Raw genomic sequence first — 19,749 nt, forward strand, 5'->3', positions numbered from 1 at the left:
GTATCCAATCCATTTTACTTTAGTAGTTTATTGTTTTTCTGGCACAAACCAACTAGGAAAGAAGGTTTTGAGAAGTAGAGTGAAATAAAAGGCATCAGTTGATGCCTTTTTGAGCCATTTGGTGGGCTTATTGGGACACACTGCCATCTATGGCGCGTTGGATACCCAGTGGGTTCGACGCTTTTAATGAATCCGGCAATAAAGATTCTGGCAAAGCTTGATAAGAGACCGGACGCAACCAACGATGAATAGCCTCCGCACCGACAGATGTTGAGGCAGAATTGGTTGAAGCCGGATATGGTCCACCATGAACCATAGCGTAACCAACCTCGACGCCAGTTGGCCAACCGTTGAATACAAGGCGTCCGGCGATTTCTTCCAAACTTGGAAGCAGTTGCTTGGCTTGTTCTTCGTCTTCAGCGGTAGCGTGAAGGGTTGCGGTGAGCGATCCAGTCAGTGAATCACTCAGTTTCAACATGTCATCGAAATCTTCACAGATTACGATTAACGATTGAGGACCAAATATTTCTTCCTCCCATTGCGGGTTTTCACGCCAGTTTTTACTGTCCGTCACGAACAGTGCTGGTGAGACATTGGTCGCTTCTGCTTGTTCAGAACGAGTGACGTTAATGCCTGTTTCGGAAGCTCGCTTATCCACTTCGGATTCATACGTTTCTCGGATTCCTTGCGTTAGCAAAGTGGCCGTTGATTGTTGTCGAATTAACCCTTGAGCGATTTCGATAAAGGCTTGCGTTTCTGGGCTATTCAAGACAAATACAACGCCTGGTTTTGTACAAAATTGTCCACAGCCCAAAGTCATAGAAGCCACAAATTCTTCAGCCAATGATGCGTTTGCCCGTATGGCTGAAGGGAGAATAAATGTTGGATTAATCGCCCCTAGTTCGCCATAGAAGGGGATTGGCTCTGGTCTTTGCTGGGCTAGATTGAACAGCGCACGGCCACCACCGACTGAACCTGTAAACCCAACCCCTTTAATTTTTGGATGGGTAACGAGTGCTTGGCCAAGTGCACGTTTGTTACCTTGCAATAGCGTGAAGATGGCTTGCGGTAAGCACTCTTTCTCAAGTGCAGCCTCAATACACTCAGCAACAAGTTGACTGGTGCCAGGGTGGGCGGTATGGCCTTTTACAATCACAGGACAGCCAGCTGCCAGTGCCGAAGCCGTATCACCACCTGCCGTAGAAAATGCGAGCGGAAAATTAGACGCACCAAACACGGCGACAGGGCCAATTGCGATTTGTTGACGGCGAATATCTGGTTTTGGCAGTGGTTGACGGTTTGGGTTTGGCGTATCGAAAATTGCTTGATGGTGATTACCCGATCTCACAACCTCGGCAAATAGTCTTAATTGGCTCGCGGTACGTCCTATTTCACCGCTTAAACGTGCTTCGGGAAGGGCAGTTTCTAAATGAGCACGAGCAACGATTTCTTCACTCTTCACTTCCAATTCAGAGGCGATAGAGCAAAGTAAGCTCGCTCGCTTTGCATTGCTTAGTTGGCGAAACTCACGCGCAACGCTTTGGGCGGCTGAGGAGGCTTGATTAACTTCTTGCTCTCCATGTACCGGAAACGCTATAGGTAGAGGCTCACCAGTAAAGGCGTTGACTGCGTAAAAAGTGGTTGGTTCTTGTGGGGTCATCATTCTTCCTTACTATCCTTATTACTTCACTTCAAATCCGTACGCATATGGGTCTTCATCGTCTACCCATATCGTGTTGTGACCGTATATTTGTGCCCATCCTTCAATGCTTGGCAAAATAGCGGCTTTGCCATTCACTTCGGTGATGCCTTCTATACGTCCTTGAAATAGGCTGCCGATGATACTTTCGTGAACAAAGTCTTCCCCTTGATTGAGTTTGCCTCTTGCATGCCATTGCGCCATACGTGCACTTGTTCCCGTACCACATGGCGAACGATCCAACGCTTTGTCGCCGTAAAACACAGCATTTCGGGCGGTGGCGTTTTCTTGAGTGGGCTCTCCGGTCCATAGCACGTGAGAAACACCGCACACTGTTGGATCTTTTGGATGTACGCACTCAACCGCTCGAGATACCGCTTCGCGAACTTTTGGTGAAAGCATCAAAATTTCATCTGGAGAGTAGTGTTCAAGTCCGGCGTAGTTTTCTTGAGGATCGACGATTACGTAATAGTTTCCGCCATAAGCAACATCGACAGTGAGCTCACCTAAGCCCTCTATGTCCACGGTTACGTCTTGGTGGGCAAGGTAAGCTGGTACGTTAAATATCTTCACCGACGTGACCTTGTCACCTTTTGTTTGGTAGTGCACTTCGATTTGTCCTGCTGGGACATCAAGTATCAAACGGCCTTCTTTTTTGGGAGTGATAAGGCGATTCTCGATAGCGGTAGTGACGGTTCCAATGGTGCCGTGGCCACACATTGGTAAGCAGCCACTGGTTTCAATAAACAGAATTGAAGCGTCTGCGTTATCGCTGCAAGGAGGCAAGACAACGGACCCCGACATCATTGAGTGTCCGCGAGGCTCAAACATGAGTGCCTGACGAATCCAATCATAATGCTCAAGAAAGTATTGGCGCTTTTCGCTCATGGTATTGCCTTCGAGTGGAGGCACACCGCCTGCTACCAGCCTAACTGGGTTGCCGCAGGTGTGGGCATCAATACAGAAAAAAGTTCCTTGTCTCATTTTTCGCTCCTTGCTGAAAAAATGGTTGAATTAAACAATAGTGATGTTAACGTAATGTAAAATATATTGTATACAATCTACGTTTTCAAGTGTGACTCGGAGCATATTTATGTTGGTCAAGGATGAAACTAAAAAGGAAAGGATCGCTGTGATAGGTGCGGGGATTATTGGCTTATCAATTGGCTTGAAATTGCAGCAGCAAGGTTATCAAGTCACGATTTTTGATCCCAATGGCGTGGGGAATGGATGCTCTAAGGGAAATGCAGGCCATATCGCGACTGAGCAAATCTTCCCTCTTGCAACGCCAGCGCTGCTTCCACAATTACCTAAAATGCTGCTAGATCCCAAAAGTCCGGTTTCGATCCGTTGGCAAGATATTCCAAACACAATCGGGTGGATGATTCGTTTTCTATTACAAACCAAGCCATCAGCCGCGGAGCGGGCAAAAAACGCGATTAAGAGTCTTAACGAGCGGTCAGTGGCAAGTTGGCGTGGCGTGCTTGATTCAATCGGAAAAGCGCATCTAATAAAAATGAATGGTTCATTGCTCACTTTTGAAAACGAGAAACTGTTTCAGAATTATCAAAGCACGCTTAACTCACTGGCTAAAAACGGTGTGGCGTATCAAGTTTGGACACAAGAGGAGATTCGAGAGCGGATACCTGATCTCAGCCATAAGGTTCGTGTCGGCGTCTTTTTTCCCGATACAGGTCATACGCTAGACCCCTATCAGCTCTGTGTTGAGCTAAGTGAAGCTTTTGAAGTTATTGGCGGTAAGGTTTTACAAAAAGATGTATCTGCGTTGGCGAAAAATGGCGAGGTGCTGGTTGAGTCTCAAACGTATTCATTTGACCGAATCATTGTTGCTGCTGGTGTACATTCTAAGCCTTTGATACGGCAGCTAACCGGAGTCAAAGTGCCTATTCAAGCCGAGCGTGGTTATCACCTAATGGTGGATGACAAGCGTGATGTACTGCCATTTCCTATTAGCTCTGCAGATAGAAAATTCATCATGACTCCGATGTCTGGCGGGCTACGCTTGGCAGGCACTGTTGAGTATGCCGATGTAGAATCACTACCCAATATGAAACGTTCAGAAATGCTTTTTCAGTTAGGTGATGAGATGTTTGAATCGGAGTTAAATCCACTCAAGCAAGGAGAAAAGTGGATGGGTAATCGGCCTTCAACAGTCGACTCGTTACCGGTTATTGATAGCATTTGGGATGGAAGTGTATTACTGGCATTTGGCCACCAACACCTTGGATTAACTCAAGCGGCGATTACGGCAGATCTCCTTTTAGAGCTTATCGAAGGAAAGCCGACATCGATTGATCTATCACCTTTTTCATTACAACGATTCGCCTGAAAAATTTAATATTAAATATTGTATAAAATATATTAAATGCTAATGTTAACTTAATTTTAACAAAAATGGTGTCCAACAGCCGTACTCGGATGCCTCCAGAAAAACAACCAAAAGGAGTAAAACATGTCACGAATGACCAAAGCACCATTGGCGCTGTTGATTTCAGGAATGCTGTTGGGGGCCTCTGCTTATGCTGAAGACAAATTGACGGTCGTATCTTGGGGTGGTGCATTCACCAAGAGCCAAGTGGAGGCATATCATAAGCCTTTCATTAAAAAAACAGGTGTTGAGATCGTATCCGAGGATTTCAGCGGCGGATTAGCTGAAATTAAAGCACAGGTGGAAGCGAACAACGTGCGCTGGGATTTGGTTTCTCTCGACAAGCCAGACATTGTTCGTGGTTGCGCCGAAGGGTTACTAGAACCAGTGAGCCCAAGTATTTTGCCTCCGGGCGCAGATGGAACACCAGCACAAGAGGATTTCATTGATGGTGCGATTCACGAATGCGCAATCAATACCATCGTTGTGTCCACAGTATTAGCGGTGAACGAAGACGCGTTTAAAGGTAAGGCTTTGCCTAGCAAGTTGACCGATCTTTTTGACCTAAAAACTTTTCCAGGTCGACGTGCATTGCAAAAACAACCTCAGGGCAATCTTGAGTGGGCACTATTGGCTGATGGTGTAAAGCCAGAAGAGGTCTACAGCCTGCTCGAAACCGAAGCGGGGCGTGAGCGTGCTTTTGCTAAGTTGGATACGATCAAATCAGAAGTGCTGTGGTGGACAACAGGTGCCCAGCCACCTCAAATGCTTGCAGATAAAGAAGTGGTGATCGCCTCGGCGTTTAACGGCCGAATCCACAATGCCCGTAAAGATGAAGGTCAACCATTTCGGATTATATGGGACCGTCAAATGGGTTACATGAATGGATGGGCGATACCTAAAGGGAGTGAGAACACAAAGCTTGCATTGGACTTCATTGCTTTTTCTTCAGGAACAAAACCATTAGCTGATCAAGCTAAGTACGTTGCCTATGGGCCTACGCGTAAGTCGTCTTCGGCGGAGGTGAACCCAGACATTTTAGCGAACCTTCCTACCGCACCTCAAAACTTCCAAACCGCCTTCCTGATTAACGATGAATGGTGGTCAGACTACGCTGATGAACTCAATGAAGAGTTCAACACCTGGCTGCTTAACTAGGCGTTAATTTTTGTATGGGGCCGAGTTTTCATCCATAAGCGAGGTTCCGTACTTTTCCTCAACTGTATTTATGTTTTCGGAGAAATGATGAAAGTCATCGAAGCACAGCAAGTCGCGCAATGTTTAACAATGAAGTCTCTTATTGAAACGATGCGTGAAATGTACTCGCGGCCAGCAACAATACCTCAACGCCGAGTCATACCCTTAGAAGAGGGAGAATACGAGGCGTTTGCGCTACTTCCAGCTTGGAACCAGGAGTTAATTGCGGTGAAAGCCTTTACGTATTTCCCGCATAACCCTGAGCAAGGCAAAGATACGCTTGCATCTAAGCTGCTTGTTTTTAGACGAAACGATGGTGAGCCGCTCGCACTCGTGGACGGTAAAGTTTTAACGTTTTGGCGCACCGCCGCAGCTTCTGCGTTGGCAGCGGACTATTTGGCGCGTCCCGATGCTGATCGTCTGTTGATCTGCGGAACGGGCAATCTTGCGCCTTATTTTGCGTGGGCATACGCTGCGGTTCGCCCACTTAAGCAGGTTTATATTTGGGGGCGTAACTCAGATAAAGCCGAGGCGACGGTAGATGCCATTGTGTCATCTTCAGAGTATCAGTCGCTTCCTGATGAGCGTCGGTTTCGCGTTTCAGTCGTAGAAAAAGTGGACCACGTTATCAAACACGTTGACATCATCAGCTGTATTACTGCATCAGCAGAGCCTTTGTTTAATGGCGCAGACGTGCAGCCGGGCACCCATATTGATTTGGTCGGTAATCATGACTTGGACAAGCGTGAATGCGACTCTAAAGCAGTGCAACGAGCACAGGTGTATGTTGATAGCCGTATTAATGTATTAGCCGAAGCGGGCGATCTTCTCATTCCAATTCAAGAGGGCGTATTCACGTCAGACGATATCAAAGGGGAATTACCGCAGCTTTGCGCCCAACAAATCTCAGTACGTCAAAACGATGAGGTCATTACTTTATACAAATCAGTTGGCAGTGCTTTGGCTGATTTGGCCGCTGTAAAGGCGGTGTTGTTAGAAAATGGCATAGATAGCCATGTCTGAGCATTTTCGCTCGTTCATTTAAATTGCATACAATATACATATAAGGAAAGTAGTTCATGAAAATTGATTGGAAAGGTGTTTATCCGGCGGTCAGTACGCAATTTCGTCAAGATCAGTCAATCGACTTAGACGCAACGCAAACCGTTATAGACAACCAGATTAAAGATGGTGTGAATGGCATTATCTGCTTGGGTACCGTCGGTGAGAACTGCGCGTTGTACCCGGAGGAGAAACGCCAGGTCTTGCAAGCGGCAAAAGAAGTCGTAAATGGCCGTGTGCCTTTGATTGCTGGTACAGCAGAGTCTATTACCACAGCAGCTGTTGATTACATGCAGGATGCGTACAAAATTGGTATCGATGGTTGTATGGTGATGCCTGCCATGGTTTACCGCACGTCTGAGAGCGAAACGTTCGAATATTACCGCGCGCTAGCAGAAGCAACGCCAGAAATGCCAATCATGATTTACAACAACCCGGTTGCTTATGGTGTAGATGTAAACCTCGACATCATGGCGAAACTGGCTGAGTTTGAAAGTATTGTAGCTATCAAAGAGTCGACCACTGATACTCGTCGTATCACCGAGCTTTACAATAAATTTGATGACCGCTTTACCGTGTTCAGTGGTGTTGATGACATCGCTCTTGAATCATTGATGCTAGGTGCGACCGGCTGGATTTCTGGTTTAACCAACGCATTCCCAGAAGAGTCCGTTGCGATTTATAAACTGGCAAGCCAAGGTCGTTATGCTGAAGCGTTAGAGATCTACCGCTGGTTCTTACCCCTACTGCGTTTAGACACCATTCCTACGCTGGTTCAGTGCATAAAATTGGCCGAGCAAGTCTGCGGACGTGGCTCTGAACAAGTTCGTGCGCCACGCCAACTCTTACAAGGTGAAGAGCGTCAACAAGTCATTCAAATGGTTGAACACGCGTTAGAAACCCGCTTAGACCTATCCAAATACAATCTGTAATTGTGCTGTTTAGTAGAGCGTTAACTGACGCTCTACTCATTCGTAATATTCAAAAAATGAGAAGAGGGAAGTCATGAGCACGGAAAACAAGGACTATGTCAGCTTTCAACACGTTAAGAAAACCTACGATGGCACGAATTTGGTGGTGAAAGACTTCAACTTAGATATTGCTCCTGGAGAGTTCGTTACTATGTTGGGGCCGTCAGGATCGGGCAAGACCACTTGCTTGATGATGCTAGCAGGCTTTGAAACTGCGACCGGTGGAGACATTTATATCGATGGCGTTCCTGTCAATCATCTCGCGCCGCACAAGCGCGATATTGGTATGGTGTTTCAAAACTATGCGTTGTTTCCACATATGACCATTGCTGAGAATCTTGCGTTTCCTTTAAAGGTGCGAAAACTCGACAGTGACACGATTCAAAGCAAAGTTCAGAGTGTATTAGAAATGGTCGAGCTTGAGCATGTTGCGACTCGATACCCGAAGCAGTTATCAGGTGGTCAACAACAGCGTGTTGCGTTAGCGCGAGCATTAGTGTTTGAGCCTAAACTCGTATTGATGGATGAACCACTAGGCGCGTTAGATAAGCAGCTGCGTGAGCAAATGCAGATGGAAATTAAACATTTGCATGAAAAGCTTGGCATTACCATTTTGTATGTGACGCACGATCAAGACGAAGCTCTCACTATGTCCGACCGTATTGCGGTTTTTAATCACGGTGAAGTGCAACAACTCGCGACACCAACCGAGCTTTATGAATCTCCGAGTAATACGTTTGTTGCGCAGTTTATCGGAGAAAACAACCAACTCTCAGGTTTAGTCAAAGAGTGGAACGGAAAGTATTGCCAAGTGCTCGTTGGGAAAGAGTTATTTACTGCGAAACCTGTCAGAGTCTCTGAGCAAGGGCAGAGAACAACACTTTCCATTCGACCAGAAAAGATTGTTATTCAACCAGAGAAAGCGTCTTGCGAGAACCAAGTCTCGGGCGTCCTACGAGAATTGATTTATCACGGTGATCATTATCGTCTGGTCGTCGAAGTAGAGAGCGTTGGTCACTTCATCGTTAAAGTACCTAACGATAATCGTAAACACTTGCAGTTAACGCCTGGCTCAATTTGTCGTATTGGTTGGCAAAGTGACGATTGCCATGCTCTTGATGGGACACAAACTCAAAGTAGCGAGGTAGCAGCATGAGTCGAGAGCTAACCGCATTAGATTCTGTATTGGAAATCGAACGCCAAGTTCATGAGCAAGAAAGCAATCTGAAAGCGCAGTTGCAAAAGGCCGAGCGCCGAAAAAAGCTTCGCTCCATTATGCTCACAACGCCATTGGTGTGTTTTATTCTGCTTACGTTTGCTTTTCCTATCCTCGACATGCTTTATCGAAGCGTGGATAACCGAGAAATATCCCTGTCACTACCACAAACTATTCAAGCCTTAGAAAGTTGGGATTATCAAGGTCAGCCTCATCAAGAAGTCATTGAGGCATTCTCTGTTGAGGTACTTGCGCTTTATCAAAGCAAAGAGCTACCGAAAATAGCCAACCGGATGAATATTGAAGAGTCTGGTATGCGCAGTTTACTCATGAAAACCGGCAGAAAGTTGTCTCGTTTGACGTCGCTGCCGAGCTCGGTGACACAACTAGCTAAGCTGGATAAGCGTTGGGCTAATCCTAAATATTGGGCGGCGTTTAAGAATCTTAGTGGCGCATTAACATTCAGTCATTATCTTGCAGCGCTAGACTTGCAAGTGAATGAGTTTGGAGACATTGAGCCCCAACCAGAAAAACGCCAAATATACGTCGACCTTTTCTTTAAAACTTTTTGGATGTCTATTTCAATCACCTTAACTTGTTTGGTGATGGCGTACCCCGTTGCTTACCTGCTTGCCAATTTACCTGATAAGCGCGCGAACTTACTTTTAATTATTGTGCTGCTGCCATTTTGGACATCATTGTTAGTCAGAACCACGTCTTGGATTGTTCTGCTGCAAAACCAAGGGGTCATTAATGATCTCCTTATTTGGTCGGGTTTTACTTCTGAGCGAATTCAGATGATTCACAATACCTTCGGAACGGTGGTGTCTATGGTGCACATTCTGTTGCCTTTTATGATCCTGCCTCTGTATAGCGTAATGAAAGGAATTAGCCCAACTTATTTCCGAGCCGCTCGTTCTCTAGGCGCGACGCCTTTCATTGCGTTCATCAAAGTTTATATGCCGCTTACGTTACCGGGTATAGGTGCGGGGGCCTTGCTTACTTTCATTCTTTCTATTGGCTTCTACATTACGCCCGCTTTGGTTGGTGGAAGAAGCGGACAGATGATCTCCAATATGATTGCCTATCATATGCAGACATCACTGAACTGGGGGATGGCTGGCGCATTGGGTGGACTGCTTTTGTTCGTTGTACTGGTTCTGTTTTATATGTTCAACCGTGTGGTTGGCATTAACAACCTTAAGGTAGGGGGATAACCATGGCATTACCAAACTATGCATCAAAAGTAGAGCGAGTTGCTTACGCAGGTTACTTAGCTTTTTGTGGGGTGGTGCTGTTCTTTTTAATCGCTCCAATTCTGACCATCATCCCGTTATCGTTTAATGCAACGCCTTACTTTACTTTTACCGAGGGGATGTTAAACCTTGACTCGGCAGCGTATTCTACTCGCTGGTATCAAGAAATGTTTACTAGTGATCAGTGGCTGTTGGCGCTGAAAAACAGCACGTTTATTGCTTTTATGGCGACACTCGTTGCAACAGGGCTAGGAACTCTGGCGGCGTTGGGTTTAGCAAGTAGTAACTTGCCTTTTCGCAATACGATTATGGCGCTGTTGATCTCACCCATGATCGTACCAGTCATTATCTCTGCTGCTGCGATGTACTTTTTCTACACACGCCTTGGCTTATCACAAACTTATTTAGGCGTCATTTTGGCACATGCTGCGTTAGGTACGCCTTTTGTCGTCATTACCGTTACTGCGACGTTAAGCGGCTTTGACCATAGCTTGGTAAAAGCGGCGGCTAGCTTAGGAGCAAACCCTGTTTATACTTTCAGACACATTACCTTTCCGCTGATTCGTCCGGGGATGATATCTGGCGGCTTGTTTGCTTTTGGCACCTCGTTCGACGAGGTTGTGGTGGCGTTATTCCTGACTGGGGCAGAACAAAAAACCGTTCCGAGGCAGATGTGGTCAGGAATTCGAGAGCAAATTAGTCCGACCATATTGGCGGTCGCTACGTTGCTTATTTTTATGTCGGTGTGTTTGCTCGTGACATTAGAAGTTTTACGTAGACGTAATGTACGCATTCGAGGCATTCAAGAATAACCAGACTTTTTCTTTGTTGGTCACTTTGCACTTTTGTTTAGGGGCACCTCAATTTTTGATCAAATGCGCCTCATTGTAGGCGCTTTTCTTTTGTGTTTGTCGTCAGCGATGACTGACATATCACTCTGGTAGCTTAATGCCAGCTTGCTCGAAACGTGCCAAAGGCGACTTGTTCGATTGCTGATACCAACTAGCTGGCATGTTTGATTTAAGTTGCGCTTTTTCTTCCTTGCTAATCACAACATAGTGCAAAAACGTATTAAGTGTGGTTACCATCACGTCAAACGTCATTTCCCCATCTTTGCTGATGGTTTTCAATAACCCAACGACGGTTTCCTCAGAGACTAACGGTTCAACCACCGCGTTTTTTCGCTCTTTTATTGATGTTGAAGCGGGCAGTCTTGCACGTGCCGTCTCCCAGCAAACTTTGTTGGTTTTACTGACAAGGTTGTGCTTGTAGCAGTAGTAACTGAATAAAAAGCGTGGCAGGTTTTGCCAGCGTTCGGCTTGGACTTCTAACCAAAGATGTTGTAGCTCAATATCAGCGTCGGTCATAGGAGTTGTTTAGCAAAAAGAAAAGAAAACATTTTATCGCTTTTGTGAGGAGCAATAAAAGATATTTGAATGGAAAGATAAACAACTAGTTGATCAATATTACTAAAGCAAATCGATTTCTGGCAAGCTCGTGCAACGGCAACGCGAGTACCAAAAACTGACACCGTCACGTTCAGTTGTTAACAAAATGTTTCATCTTGTCTTGCGAGTAGATTATATAGAGATGCTCTTGCAGTAATAAGGGCAGTGGCGATGCAAAAGACGTAATGCATTTAAGGAAAACTCAATATAGAAGAAATTAGATGGAACTGAAGACTTTGAGTGTCGCGATTGCGACAACATTAACCAGCACTGGCGTATTTGCGTTAAGCGAGCCAGTTTCTCAAGTTACAGAGCAACATGCACATTCGGCTCATACACACGGTGTTGAATCCAATCGAGTTGAATACCAACCAACCGCAACTCTCCCTATTCAGCCCTCCAAGGCAACTCGAGTACAGTCACTTGAAAGCCTTGATGAGTCTAGCACTGCTTGTGATTTGGAAGCATTGGTTACCGAAAGCAGTAACCAATTGATCAGCGAAATTTTAAGTCAGGGCGCGACGTGCGTGAACCAGTTATTCTCTGCTGAAAGTCGGATTCAGGAGTCGGTATTTAGCTCCGATCATATGTACAACATTGCGAAGCGCACTACGACATTGGCGAAGGGGTATACAGGTGGCGGGAGCGATGAACTCGAAACGTTTTTCTTATACTTGCGCGCGGGTTATTACGCCGAGTTTTACAATGACAACATCTCATTTATTGAATGGGTCACCCCAGCGGTGAAAGAATCCGTGGATGCGTTTGTTAACAACGCAAATTTCTACGAGAACAGCGACCGTCACGGCAAAGTGCTTAGTGAAGTCATCATCACTATGGATAGTGCGGGCTTGCAGCACGCGTACTTACCGCAAGTGACTCAGTGGCTTACACGTTGGAATGATCAATACGCCCAGCACTGGTATATGCGCAATGCGGTTAATGGTGTTTTCACTATTTTGTTTGGTGGGCAGTGGAACGAGCAATTTGTGCAAGTAGTTGGTAACCAAACGGACCTTGCCAAAGCTTTAGGCGATTTTGCTCTGAGGGCGTCATCAATCGGTGCTGAAGATGAGTTTATGGCCGCGAATGCGGGGCGAGAGCTCGGGCGTCTGACCAAATATACGGGTAACGCGAGTTCTGTTGTGAAGAGTCAGCTGAGTCGAATCTTTGAACAGTATGAAATGTATGGTCGGGGTGACGCGGTTTGGCTTGCGGCGGCGGACACCGCCTCATATTACGCAGATTGTAGTGAGTTCGGAATTTGTAATTTCGAAACTGAGCTAAAAGGCTTGGTGCTATCGCAAACTTATACCTGTAGTCCGACAATTCGAATATTGTCCCAGAATATGACGCAAGAGCAACACGCGGCCGCATGTTCTAAAATGGGTTACGAAGAGGGTTACTTTCATCAGTCATTAGAAACTGGTGAACAGCCAGTAAAAGATGACCACAATACTCAGCTCCAAGTCAATATCTTCGATTCAAGCACCGATTATGGTAAGTACGCAGGGCCAATTTTCGATATTAGTACTGACAATGGCGGTATGTACTTGGAGGGCGATCCTTCCCAGCCGGGGAATATTCCCAACTTTATCGCTTATGAAGCCTCTTATGCGAACGCGGATCACTTTGTCTGGAACTTAGAGCACGAATACGTGCATTACTTAGATGGTCGATTTGATCTCTATGGAGGGTTTAGTCATCCAACTGAAAAAATAGTGTGGTGGAGTGAAGGCATTGCAGAGTATGTCGCTCAAGAAAATGACAACCAAGCAGCACTTGAGACGATTTTAGACGGCTCGACGTATACCTTAAGTGAGATTTTCGAGACTACTTATGATGGGTTTGATGTCGATCGAATTTATCGTTGGGGGTACTTAGCTGTACGTTTTATGTTTGAAAATCATAAAGATGACGTAAACCAAATGCTGGTGGAAACACGCCAAGGGAATTGGAGCAATTACAAGGCCACGATCACCCAATGGGCGAATTTGTATCAAAGTGAGTTTGAGCAGTGGCAGCAAGCCCTTGTCTCAAATGGTGCACCTAATGCAGTCATAACCGCAAACAGTAAGGGGAAAGTCGGTGAAAGCATTACATTTAGCAGTGAAAACAGTACAGACCCAAACGGGAAGATCGTCAGCGTCTTATGGGACTTCGGTGATGGCTCGACAAGTACACAAACCAAGCCGACGCACCAATATGGGAGTGAAGGGGAGTATTCGGTCAGCCTAAGTGTGACAGACAGTGAAGGCTTGACGGCAACCGCCACTCATACTGTTGTTATCTCAGCGTTGGGCGGTAATGACACATTGCCACAAGACTGCGCGGTGCAAAGTAAAGTAAGCGGTGGGCGCCTAACAGCAGGAGAGCCCGTTTGCTTGGCAAATCAACAAACCATTTGGCTGAGCGTGCCAGCGGTGAATGAGAGCTCAAATCTGGCGATAACGACGGGGAATGGTACGGGCAACCTAAAGCTTGAATACAGTAACTCCGGTTGGCCGGATGGTACTAATCTTCACGGGTGGTCAGATAATATTGGTAATGGGGAGTGTATTACGTTGTCAAATCAGAGTAACTACTGGGGCTACGTTAAAGTCTCTGGTGACTTTGAGAATGCTGCCATCGTCGTTGATTTTGATGTTCAGAAGTGTCGTCAGTAGGGCAGTTTAACTGCATCATTTTAATTTAATGGATCGCCTCGCTAACATCGCGGGGCGTTTTTGTTTTTTACGCCGTTATCTCTATAAAAAAACCAGCCCGAAGGCTGGCAAACAAGGAGTTTGAGATGAAAATGAAAACGTTATAAAACTTGCTGATATCCTATTTCTCAATAAGTTGGGTTGTGCTTTGAAGCCAGTTTTTATCTTGCGTATCAAGAAAAGGGCTAAGCGCTTGATAGACTCGTGAATGGTAATGATTGAGCCAGTCTAGCTCTGCTTGATCTAGCATTGATAAGTCAAGGGCGTTGGTCACAATGGGAGCAAGAGTGATGGTCTCAAAACCGTAAAACGTGCCGAACTCATTTTGTTCTACTTCTACAACTTTAAGAATGTTCTCTATTCTTACCCCGTACTCACCTTCGCGATAAACGCCTGGTTCATTAGTAATGACCATACCCGGTTTTAGCTCAACCTCGCGGTGGCTTTGCGAGAAATTTTGTGGGCCTTCGTGAACATTCAAGCAAATGCCTACGCCGTGTCCAGTGCCACACTTGTAATCAATACCATGTTGCCATAAGACGCCACGCGCCATGATATCAAGATTGGCACCCGTAGAGCCTTTCATGAATCGAGTCTGAGTCAGTCGGATGACCGCTTTGAGCACCAAGGTATAATCTTTGCGCTGCTTAACGGTCGGTGACCCGAAGTGGAAAGTACGGGTGATGTCTGTTGTCCCGCCAAGGTATTGGCCACCAGAATCGACGAGAAAGAAGTTGCTTTCATTGACCGCCGCATTACTCTCTTCATCGGCGGCATAATGCATTTTTGCCCCGTGAGCTGCGAAGCCTGCGATAGTGCGGAAACTGTCACTCACATAATGTCGGGTTTGACGGCGATAGTGGTTCAGTTGTGCCTCAGCAGACAATTCTGTAACGAATCCGCTTGGAACTTGCTCTTCTAGCCAGTTCATAAACCTTACGATTGCCACACCATCATCTGTTAATGCCTGCTCTAGGCTGGTTAGTTCGGTCTCATTTTTTATGGCCTTCATTGCCGTTACAGGGCAAGCCATTGGTTTTAGATTCACATTCCGTTCAATCGAACTCACCAATAAGCTGTCTGTGTGGGTAGGGCTAAAAGCGAGCGATAATCCCTCACATTGCTGATTCAAATACTGACTTACGTAGTTGTAATGGCGAATGTGTACACTCTGCTCTGTCAGCGCTCTTTCAACGTCTTGAGGCAGTTTGGCTTTATCAATAAACAGTGTCGCAAGTGATTGCTCTACGATTAGATAGGCTTCAGAAACTGGGCAGTAATTCGTATCACCACCTCGAATATTCATTGTCCACATGACATCATCTAGCGTTGACACTAATAAGCTATCTACTTGGTTCTCGGTTAACCAAGAACGGATTCTCGCTAACTTATTTTCAGTGTCAACGCCAGCAAAAGCGGTGGGGTGCTCGAATACGGGTGCACTTGGGCGAGGTGGTCTTTCAAGCCAAATCGGTGTGAGTAAATCCAGGTCGAGAATGATCTTAATGTTTTTCGCTTCAAAGGTTTGTTTGAGGCCTTGATAAAAAGCGTAACTGATGGCGCGCCCGTCAACCGCGATAATACTGTTTTCTGGTAGCGTGGTAGCCAGCCATTTGGCAACTGTCGGCGTTTCTGGTTGTTTGGCTTTAAACAGTTCAAGTCCTGTGCCGTGTAACTGTTCTTCAGCTTGAATATAGTAACGACCATCAGTCCACAGGCCACCACCTTGTTGGGTAATGACGACATCGCCTGCTGAGCCGGTAAAACCTGAAATCCAGCTTCGCGCTAACCAATGATCCGCTGAGTATTCACTGTTATGTGGGTCATTGTTGGTCACGATATATGCAGACACGTTGTGAAAGGACATTGCCTCACGCAATAACGTAAGGCGTTGGTTTACTGAGTTAGTATTGTTCATTAAATGGTTCCTAAAGTCATATTTGAGCAATAGATATGATGCTGCTCCGAGCCTGTTTTTATTGGGTTCTGTTGCCCGCATACTTCTGTTGCTTCTGGGCATCGAGTACGAAAAACGCAACCGCTCGGTGGGTTAAGTGGAGAAGGAAGATCGCCGGGCAATAGTTGTATTTCACGGTCACGTGCTAATTGCGGATTAGCTATCGGGACAGCAGATAACAGTGCTTTGGTGTAGGGGTGTTGAGCATCATCAAATACTTGATCGTAACGTCCTACTTCCATAGGTTTACCAAGATACATCACCATAACGCGGTCGCTGATATGGCGCACCACGCTTAAGTCATGCGCAATCATCACCAGTGTTAACCCCATTTCTTGTTTAAGATCATCTAGAAGATTGATGACCTGAGCTTGTATGGAGACATCTAGTGCACTAACGGGTTCATCACACACGACCAAATCTGGATTGAGAATTAATGCTCTGGCAATGCCCACACGCTGGCATTGACCTCCGGAAAATTCATGTGGATAGCGGTTTCGCTGGCTCGCCAAGAGACCCACTTTATCCATCATAGCGATGACACGCTTTTCTACCTCTGCCCGTTTAAGCTTTGGCTCGTGGGTGAGCAGTGGTTCGGCGATGCATTCTGAGATGGTTAACCTCGGATTCAAACAAGCGGATGGGTCTTGAAACACCATCTGAAATTCTCTGCGTCGAGAGGAAAGCTCTTTTTTACTAAACCCGAGCATGTCTTGACCTTTCCAAGTCAACTCGCCATGTGTAGGTTCAATTAAGCGAAGTAAGGCGCGAGCAAGTGTTGATTTTCCGCAGCCTGATTCCCCCACAATGCCAAGTGTCTCACCTCGGTAAACATCTAAGTCGATACCATTGACCGCTTTCACGATTTTACGTCGACTTGGAATAAGATGACGTGAAACAGGAAAGTGGACGTTTAAATCACGAGCAGACATGAGGACTTCTTTTTTATTCATAACGCCTCCTTAAGCTTTTATTTGAATGGGAGTGATAACACTGGGTGCTTTAACGTGACAGGCAATGGACTGGCTCGTGTTTAATGGAGAAAACCGTGGGGTTTCGTATTGGCAACGCGTCTCTCGATGCTCGCACCGCTCTTTAAACGGACACCCTTGATGGTTAATCAACGCACTTGGTGGGTTACCTGGGATGGTTGGTAAACGCGGCATATCTTCAGTGATGGAAGGAATCGCCTTTAGCAGGCCTTGAGTGTAGGGGTGCGCAGGTTGAGCGAACAATGTCTCGGTATCTGATTGCTCCATTTTTTGACCACCATACATGACCAATACGCGATCACACATCTCGGCGACGACGCCCATATCGTGAGTGATCAGTAAAATAGCCGTATTGAACTCTTGTTGTAAGTCTCGTAATAGCGTCAAAATTTGAGCTTGAACGGTTACATCTAACGCGGTGGTTGGTTCGTCTGCAATTAACAACTCGGGCTTACACAACAAGGCCATCGCTATCATGATTCGCTGACGCATTCCGCCAGATAATTCGTGAGGGTATTGATTCATCCTAGTTTCGGGAGAGGGAATACGCACCGCATCCAACATGTGAATCGATTCAATTTTTGCTTGTTTTCGGGTCATTCCTTTATGAATCATGAGAACTTCACAAAGCTGTTTGCCAATTTTCATAAATGGGTTGAGTGACGTCATCGGATCTTGAAAGATCATTCCGATTTTCTCTGCACGGATGCGGTTGAGCTGCTTTTTAGACATCGCGAGTAAATCATCACCGTGGAACATTGCGCTTCCAGACACGGCGCCGTTATCCGCGGTTAACCCCATTAATGCGAAAACAGACTGGCTTTTTCCCGAACCTGATTCCCCAACAATCCCAAGAGTTTCGCCCGCTTTAATCGAGTAGGAGAGATTACTGACCGCTTGCACTTGCCCATCTGGCGTATCGAAGCGCACGTTCATGTTTTCAATAGATAGCATGGGTTTGTCCTTATCGGTCTTTCGGGTCAAGAGCATCACGCAAGCCATCGCCGATGAAGTTAAAACAAAAGAGGGTGGCAACTAAAAACAGAGAGGGAAAAAGCAGCATCCACAATGCAACGTCAATCGTTTTTGCGCCTTCGGAGATTAGGATTCCCCAACTCGTGTCTGGTGGTTGAACACCAAGCCCTAAGAAGCTTAAAAACGATTCGAACATAATGAATCCTGGTACCATTAAGGAGGAATAAACCATCACGATCCCAAGAACATTAGGCAGAACATGGCGTCGGACAATTGTCAATTTAGAAACCCCAATAGAGTGTGCGGCTTCGATGAACTCTCGCTTTTTTAGACCGAAGGTGACACCACGTACAACACGGGCAATGCCCAGCCAAGATACCATTCCGATCACGATAAAAATCAGGTAGATGTTGTTGCCAAAAAGGGTAACAAACAGGATAACCATAAACATAAATGGCACCGAATCGAGCACCTCAATAATGCGCATCATTACGCTGTCGACAACGCCACCAAGATAGCCGGAAATACTTCCCCAAATCGTACCAATAACAACGGCAACTAAGGCCCCGACAAAGCCCACCAAAATAGAGAGCCTGCCGCCTTGCATCGTGCGAGCAAAGACATCTTGCCCGAGATCATCGGTACCAAAGTAATGGCCACTGCTCAGTGAAGGTTTCCCTAGCTCGTATGGATCGATGAGCACTTCCCAGTCAATTTCATCATGGCCAAAAGCGGCAAGAGAGGGGCCGAAGGTGATGCATAAGGTAATGAACGCCAAAACATACACTGATGTCATCGCGGCTCTGTTTTTACGAAATCGAGTCCATGCATCCTGCCAAAGACTGCGACCTTCGACGGCTTCAATATTGTCGACGACTTGATCTTGAAGAGCTTGTGTATCCAGTTTTTTTATCGTTAACATGCCGGACTCCTAAACGCGTATACGAGGGTCGATAATCGTATATAGCAAGTCGACCACAAGGTTAAAGAAGATAGTGAGTGAAGCGACAATCAGAGTAATGCCCATTACTAGGCCGTAGTCGCGGTTGAGAGCCCCAGACACAAAGTGTTGTCCCATGCCACCTGTACCAAAGAAAATGTCGATAATCACCGAGCCTGTCACGACAGAAACAAACGCAGGGCCGAGCATCGCAACGACGGGAATCAGGGATGGTCGCAAAGCGTGATGGAATAAAATGTAGGCTGTGGACAAACCTTTGGCCTTTGCCGTTCGAATGTATGGTTGGTTGAGCGTTTCAATCATTGCGCCACGCATGACGCGTGCAATACTCGCAATGGAACCAATCGCCAGGCTGAGCACGGGAAGAACAAGGAAAGCCAGTTTTCCTCCTTCCCAACCACCAGCAGGGAACCAGCCGAGCTGAATAGCGAAGATCATGACTAAAACTGGAGCAAGCACGAAAGCCGGAACCACAACTCCAGTCATCGAAAGTGTCATCAGGCCGTAATCTAGGCGGCTATTTCGGTTCAATGCCGCAATGGTGCCAAGCAACATGCCAAGTGGAACGGAAATACAAAAGGAGAGTACGCCTAATACTGCTGAAACTGGCCATGATTGTGCGACGAGCTGTGTAACACTGAAGTCTTGATAAACGAAGCTCGGACCGAGATCTCCTTGTATGAAATTACCAATGTAAATCCAAAACTGAGTAACGAAGGGCTGGTCCAAATGGAATTTTGCTTCGATATTCGCACGTACCACCTCTGGCATAGGCCGTTCCATATCAAATGGCCCCCCTGGTGCAATGTGCATCAGCCAAAATGATATGAGTGCGATGAATAGAAGCGTGGGGATAGCGATAGCTAATCGCTTAACAATGTACCAAATCATGATCCATCATCCTTTGGTCATCCGAAATCA

General features: G+C 46.2%; 16 protein-coding genes. 8 read left to right on the top strand and 8 right to left on the bottom strand.

Annotated elements, in window-relative coordinates; translation table 11 throughout:
- Positions 1-127: 127 nt before the first annotated feature.
- Complete coding sequence (locus tag R8269_RS05395; RefSeq protein WP_171342760.1) at positions 128-1,660, bottom strand: aldehyde dehydrogenase (NADP(+)); 1,533 nt, start codon at positions 1,658-1,660, stop codon at positions 128-130.
- A 21-nt stretch (positions 1,661-1,681) separates the two neighbouring features.
- Positions 1,682-2,683, bottom strand: coding sequence for a 4-hydroxyproline epimerase (locus R8269_RS05400; protein WP_171342701.1), 1,002 nt, complete (start codon positions 2,681-2,683; stop codon positions 1,682-1,684).
- Positions 2,684-2,792: 109 nt separating this feature from the next.
- Between R8269_RS05400 and R8269_RS05405 the strand changes: the two genes are divergently transcribed.
- From R8269_RS05405 to R8269_RS05435, 7 genes are all read left to right on the top strand, one after another.
- Positions 2,793-4,049, top strand: coding sequence for an NAD(P)/FAD-dependent oxidoreductase (locus tag R8269_RS05405; protein ID WP_213961790.1), 1,257 nt, complete (start codon positions 2,793-2,795; stop codon positions 4,047-4,049).
- A 123-nt stretch (positions 4,050-4,172) separates the two neighbouring features.
- Positions 4,173-5,246 carry a polyamine ABC transporter substrate-binding protein gene (locus R8269_RS05410; protein WP_005377854.1) on the top strand — a complete coding sequence of 358 codons (1,074 nt, stop codon included), beginning with the start codon at positions 4,173-4,175 and terminating at the stop codon, positions 5,244-5,246.
- An 87-nt stretch (positions 5,247-5,333) separates the two neighbouring features.
- Positions 5,334-6,308 (top strand): ornithine cyclodeaminase family protein, encoded by a 975-nt coding sequence (locus R8269_RS05415; RefSeq protein WP_215810300.1) that lies wholly within the window; start codon positions 5,334-5,336, stop codon positions 6,306-6,308.
- 56 nt (positions 6,309-6,364) lie between these two features.
- Positions 6,365-7,279, top strand: coding sequence for a dihydrodipicolinate synthase family protein (locus R8269_RS05420; protein ID WP_132936606.1), 915 nt, complete (start codon positions 6,365-6,367; stop codon positions 7,277-7,279).
- 73 nt (positions 7,280-7,352) lie between these two features.
- Positions 7,353-8,474, top strand: coding sequence for an ABC transporter ATP-binding protein (locus R8269_RS05425; protein ID WP_048626301.1), 1,122 nt, complete (start codon positions 7,353-7,355; stop codon positions 8,472-8,474).
- Positions 8,471-9,751: an ABC transporter permease gene (locus tag R8269_RS05430; RefSeq protein ID WP_258476688.1), complete on the top strand. Its 1,281-nt coding sequence runs from the start codon at positions 8,471-8,473 to the stop codon at positions 9,749-9,751. Before R8269_RS05425 ends, R8269_RS05430 begins: the two co-directional genes overlap by 4 nt.
- Positions 9,752-9,753: 2 nt before the next feature.
- Positions 9,754-10,602 (top strand): ABC transporter permease, encoded by an 849-nt coding sequence (locus R8269_RS05435; RefSeq protein ID WP_006741629.1) that lies wholly within the window; start codon positions 9,754-9,756, stop codon positions 10,600-10,602.
- Positions 10,603-10,722: 120 nt separating this feature from the next.
- Here R8269_RS05435 and R8269_RS05440 read toward each other — a convergent pair whose 3' ends face one another.
- Entirely contained in the window at positions 10,723-11,157 is a 435-nt protein-coding gene (locus R8269_RS05440) for a hypothetical protein (protein WP_165401694.1), read from the bottom strand.
- Positions 11,158-11,459: 302 nt separating this feature from the next.
- Here R8269_RS05440 and R8269_RS05445 point away from each other — a divergent pair, with 302 nt between their 5' ends.
- Positions 11,460-13,904, top strand: coding sequence for a collagenase (locus R8269_RS05445; RefSeq protein WP_318222474.1), 2,445 nt, complete (start codon positions 11,460-11,462; stop codon positions 13,902-13,904).
- Positions 13,905-14,064: 160 nt separating this feature from the next.
- Here R8269_RS05445 and R8269_RS05450 read toward each other — a convergent pair whose 3' ends face one another.
- From R8269_RS05450 to oppB, 5 genes are read right to left on the bottom strand one after another with little or no spacing between them, the layout of a single operon-like run.
- Complete coding sequence (locus R8269_RS05450; protein WP_318222475.1) at positions 14,065-15,861, bottom strand: aminopeptidase P family protein; 1,797 nt, start codon at positions 15,859-15,861, stop codon at positions 14,065-14,067.
- On the bottom strand, positions 15,861-16,853 hold the full coding sequence (locus tag R8269_RS05455; protein WP_017633963.1) for an ABC transporter ATP-binding protein: 993 nt from the start codon (positions 16,851-16,853) through the stop codon (positions 15,861-15,863). Before R8269_RS05455 ends, R8269_RS05450 begins: the two co-directional genes overlap by 1 nt.
- A 9-nt stretch (positions 16,854-16,862) precedes the next feature.
- Positions 16,863-17,846, bottom strand: coding sequence for an ABC transporter ATP-binding protein (locus tag R8269_RS05460; protein WP_017820901.1), 984 nt, complete (start codon positions 17,844-17,846; stop codon positions 16,863-16,865).
- A 10-nt stretch (positions 17,847-17,856) separates the two neighbouring features.
- The gene (locus R8269_RS05465; RefSeq protein ID WP_005377839.1) at positions 17,857-18,789 is read right to left on the bottom strand and encodes an ABC transporter permease subunit; all 933 of its coding nucleotides are present in this window, start codon (positions 18,787-18,789) and stop codon (positions 17,857-17,859) included.
- Positions 18,790-18,798: 9 nt separating this feature from the next.
- On the bottom strand, positions 18,799-19,719 hold the full coding sequence (gene oppB / locus R8269_RS05470; RefSeq protein ID WP_047100687.1) for an oligopeptide ABC transporter permease OppB: 921 nt from the start codon (positions 19,717-19,719) through the stop codon (positions 18,799-18,801).
- Between the last annotated feature and the right edge of the window lie 30 nt (positions 19,720-19,749).

Source organism: Vibrio sp. Vb0667 (assembly GCF_033391095.1).

Excerpts from the sequence above, each read along its gene's own strand:
- R8269_RS05420 (WP_132936606.1), top strand. The coding sequence starts at position 6,365 with ATGAAAATTGATTGGAAAGGTGTTTATCCGGCGGTCAGTACGCAATTT.
- R8269_RS05410 (WP_005377854.1), top strand. The coding sequence starts at position 4,173 with ATGTCACGAATGACCAAAGCACCATTGGCGCTGTTGATTTCAGGAATG.
- oppB (WP_047100687.1), bottom strand. The coding sequence starts at position 19,719 with ATGATTTGGTACATTGTTAAGCGATTAGCTATCGCTATCCCCACGCTT.
- R8269_RS05405 (WP_213961790.1), top strand. The coding sequence starts at position 2,793 with ATGTTGGTCAAGGATGAAACTAAAAAGGAAAGGATCGCTGTGATAGGT.
- R8269_RS05415 (WP_215810300.1), top strand. The coding sequence starts at position 5,334 with ATGAAAGTCATCGAAGCACAGCAAGTCGCGCAATGTTTAACAATGAAG.
- R8269_RS05455 (WP_017633963.1), bottom strand. The coding sequence starts at position 16,853 with ATGAATAAAAAAGAAGTCCTCATGTCTGCTCGTGATTTAAACGTCCAC.
- R8269_RS05400 (WP_171342701.1), bottom strand. The coding sequence starts at position 2,683 with ATGAGACAAGGAACTTTTTTCTGTATTGATGCCCACACCTGCGGCAAC.
- R8269_RS05425 (WP_048626301.1), top strand. The coding sequence starts at position 7,353 with ATGAGCACGGAAAACAAGGACTATGTCAGCTTTCAACACGTTAAGAAA.
- R8269_RS05395 (WP_171342760.1), bottom strand. The coding sequence starts at position 1,660 with ATGACCCCACAAGAACCAACCACTTTTTACGCAGTCAACGCCTTTACT.
- R8269_RS05445 (WP_318222474.1), top strand. The coding sequence starts at position 11,460 with ATGGAACTGAAGACTTTGAGTGTCGCGATTGCGACAACATTAACCAGC.
- R8269_RS05435 (WP_006741629.1), top strand. The coding sequence starts at position 9,754 with ATGGCATTACCAAACTATGCATCAAAAGTAGAGCGAGTTGCTTACGCA.
- R8269_RS05460 (WP_017820901.1), bottom strand. The coding sequence starts at position 17,846 with ATGCTATCTATTGAAAACATGAACGTGCGCTTCGATACGCCAGATGGG.
- R8269_RS05450 (WP_318222475.1), bottom strand. The coding sequence starts at position 15,861 with ATGAACAATACTAACTCAGTAAACCAACGCCTTACGTTATTGCGTGAG.
- R8269_RS05430 (WP_258476688.1), top strand. The coding sequence starts at position 8,471 with ATGAGTCGAGAGCTAACCGCATTAGATTCTGTATTGGAAATCGAACGC.
- R8269_RS05465 (WP_005377839.1), bottom strand. The coding sequence starts at position 18,789 with ATGTTAACGATAAAAAAACTGGATACACAAGCTCTTCAAGATCAAGTC.
- R8269_RS05440 (WP_165401694.1), bottom strand. The coding sequence starts at position 11,157 with ATGACCGACGCTGATATTGAGCTACAACATCTTTGGTTAGAAGTCCAA.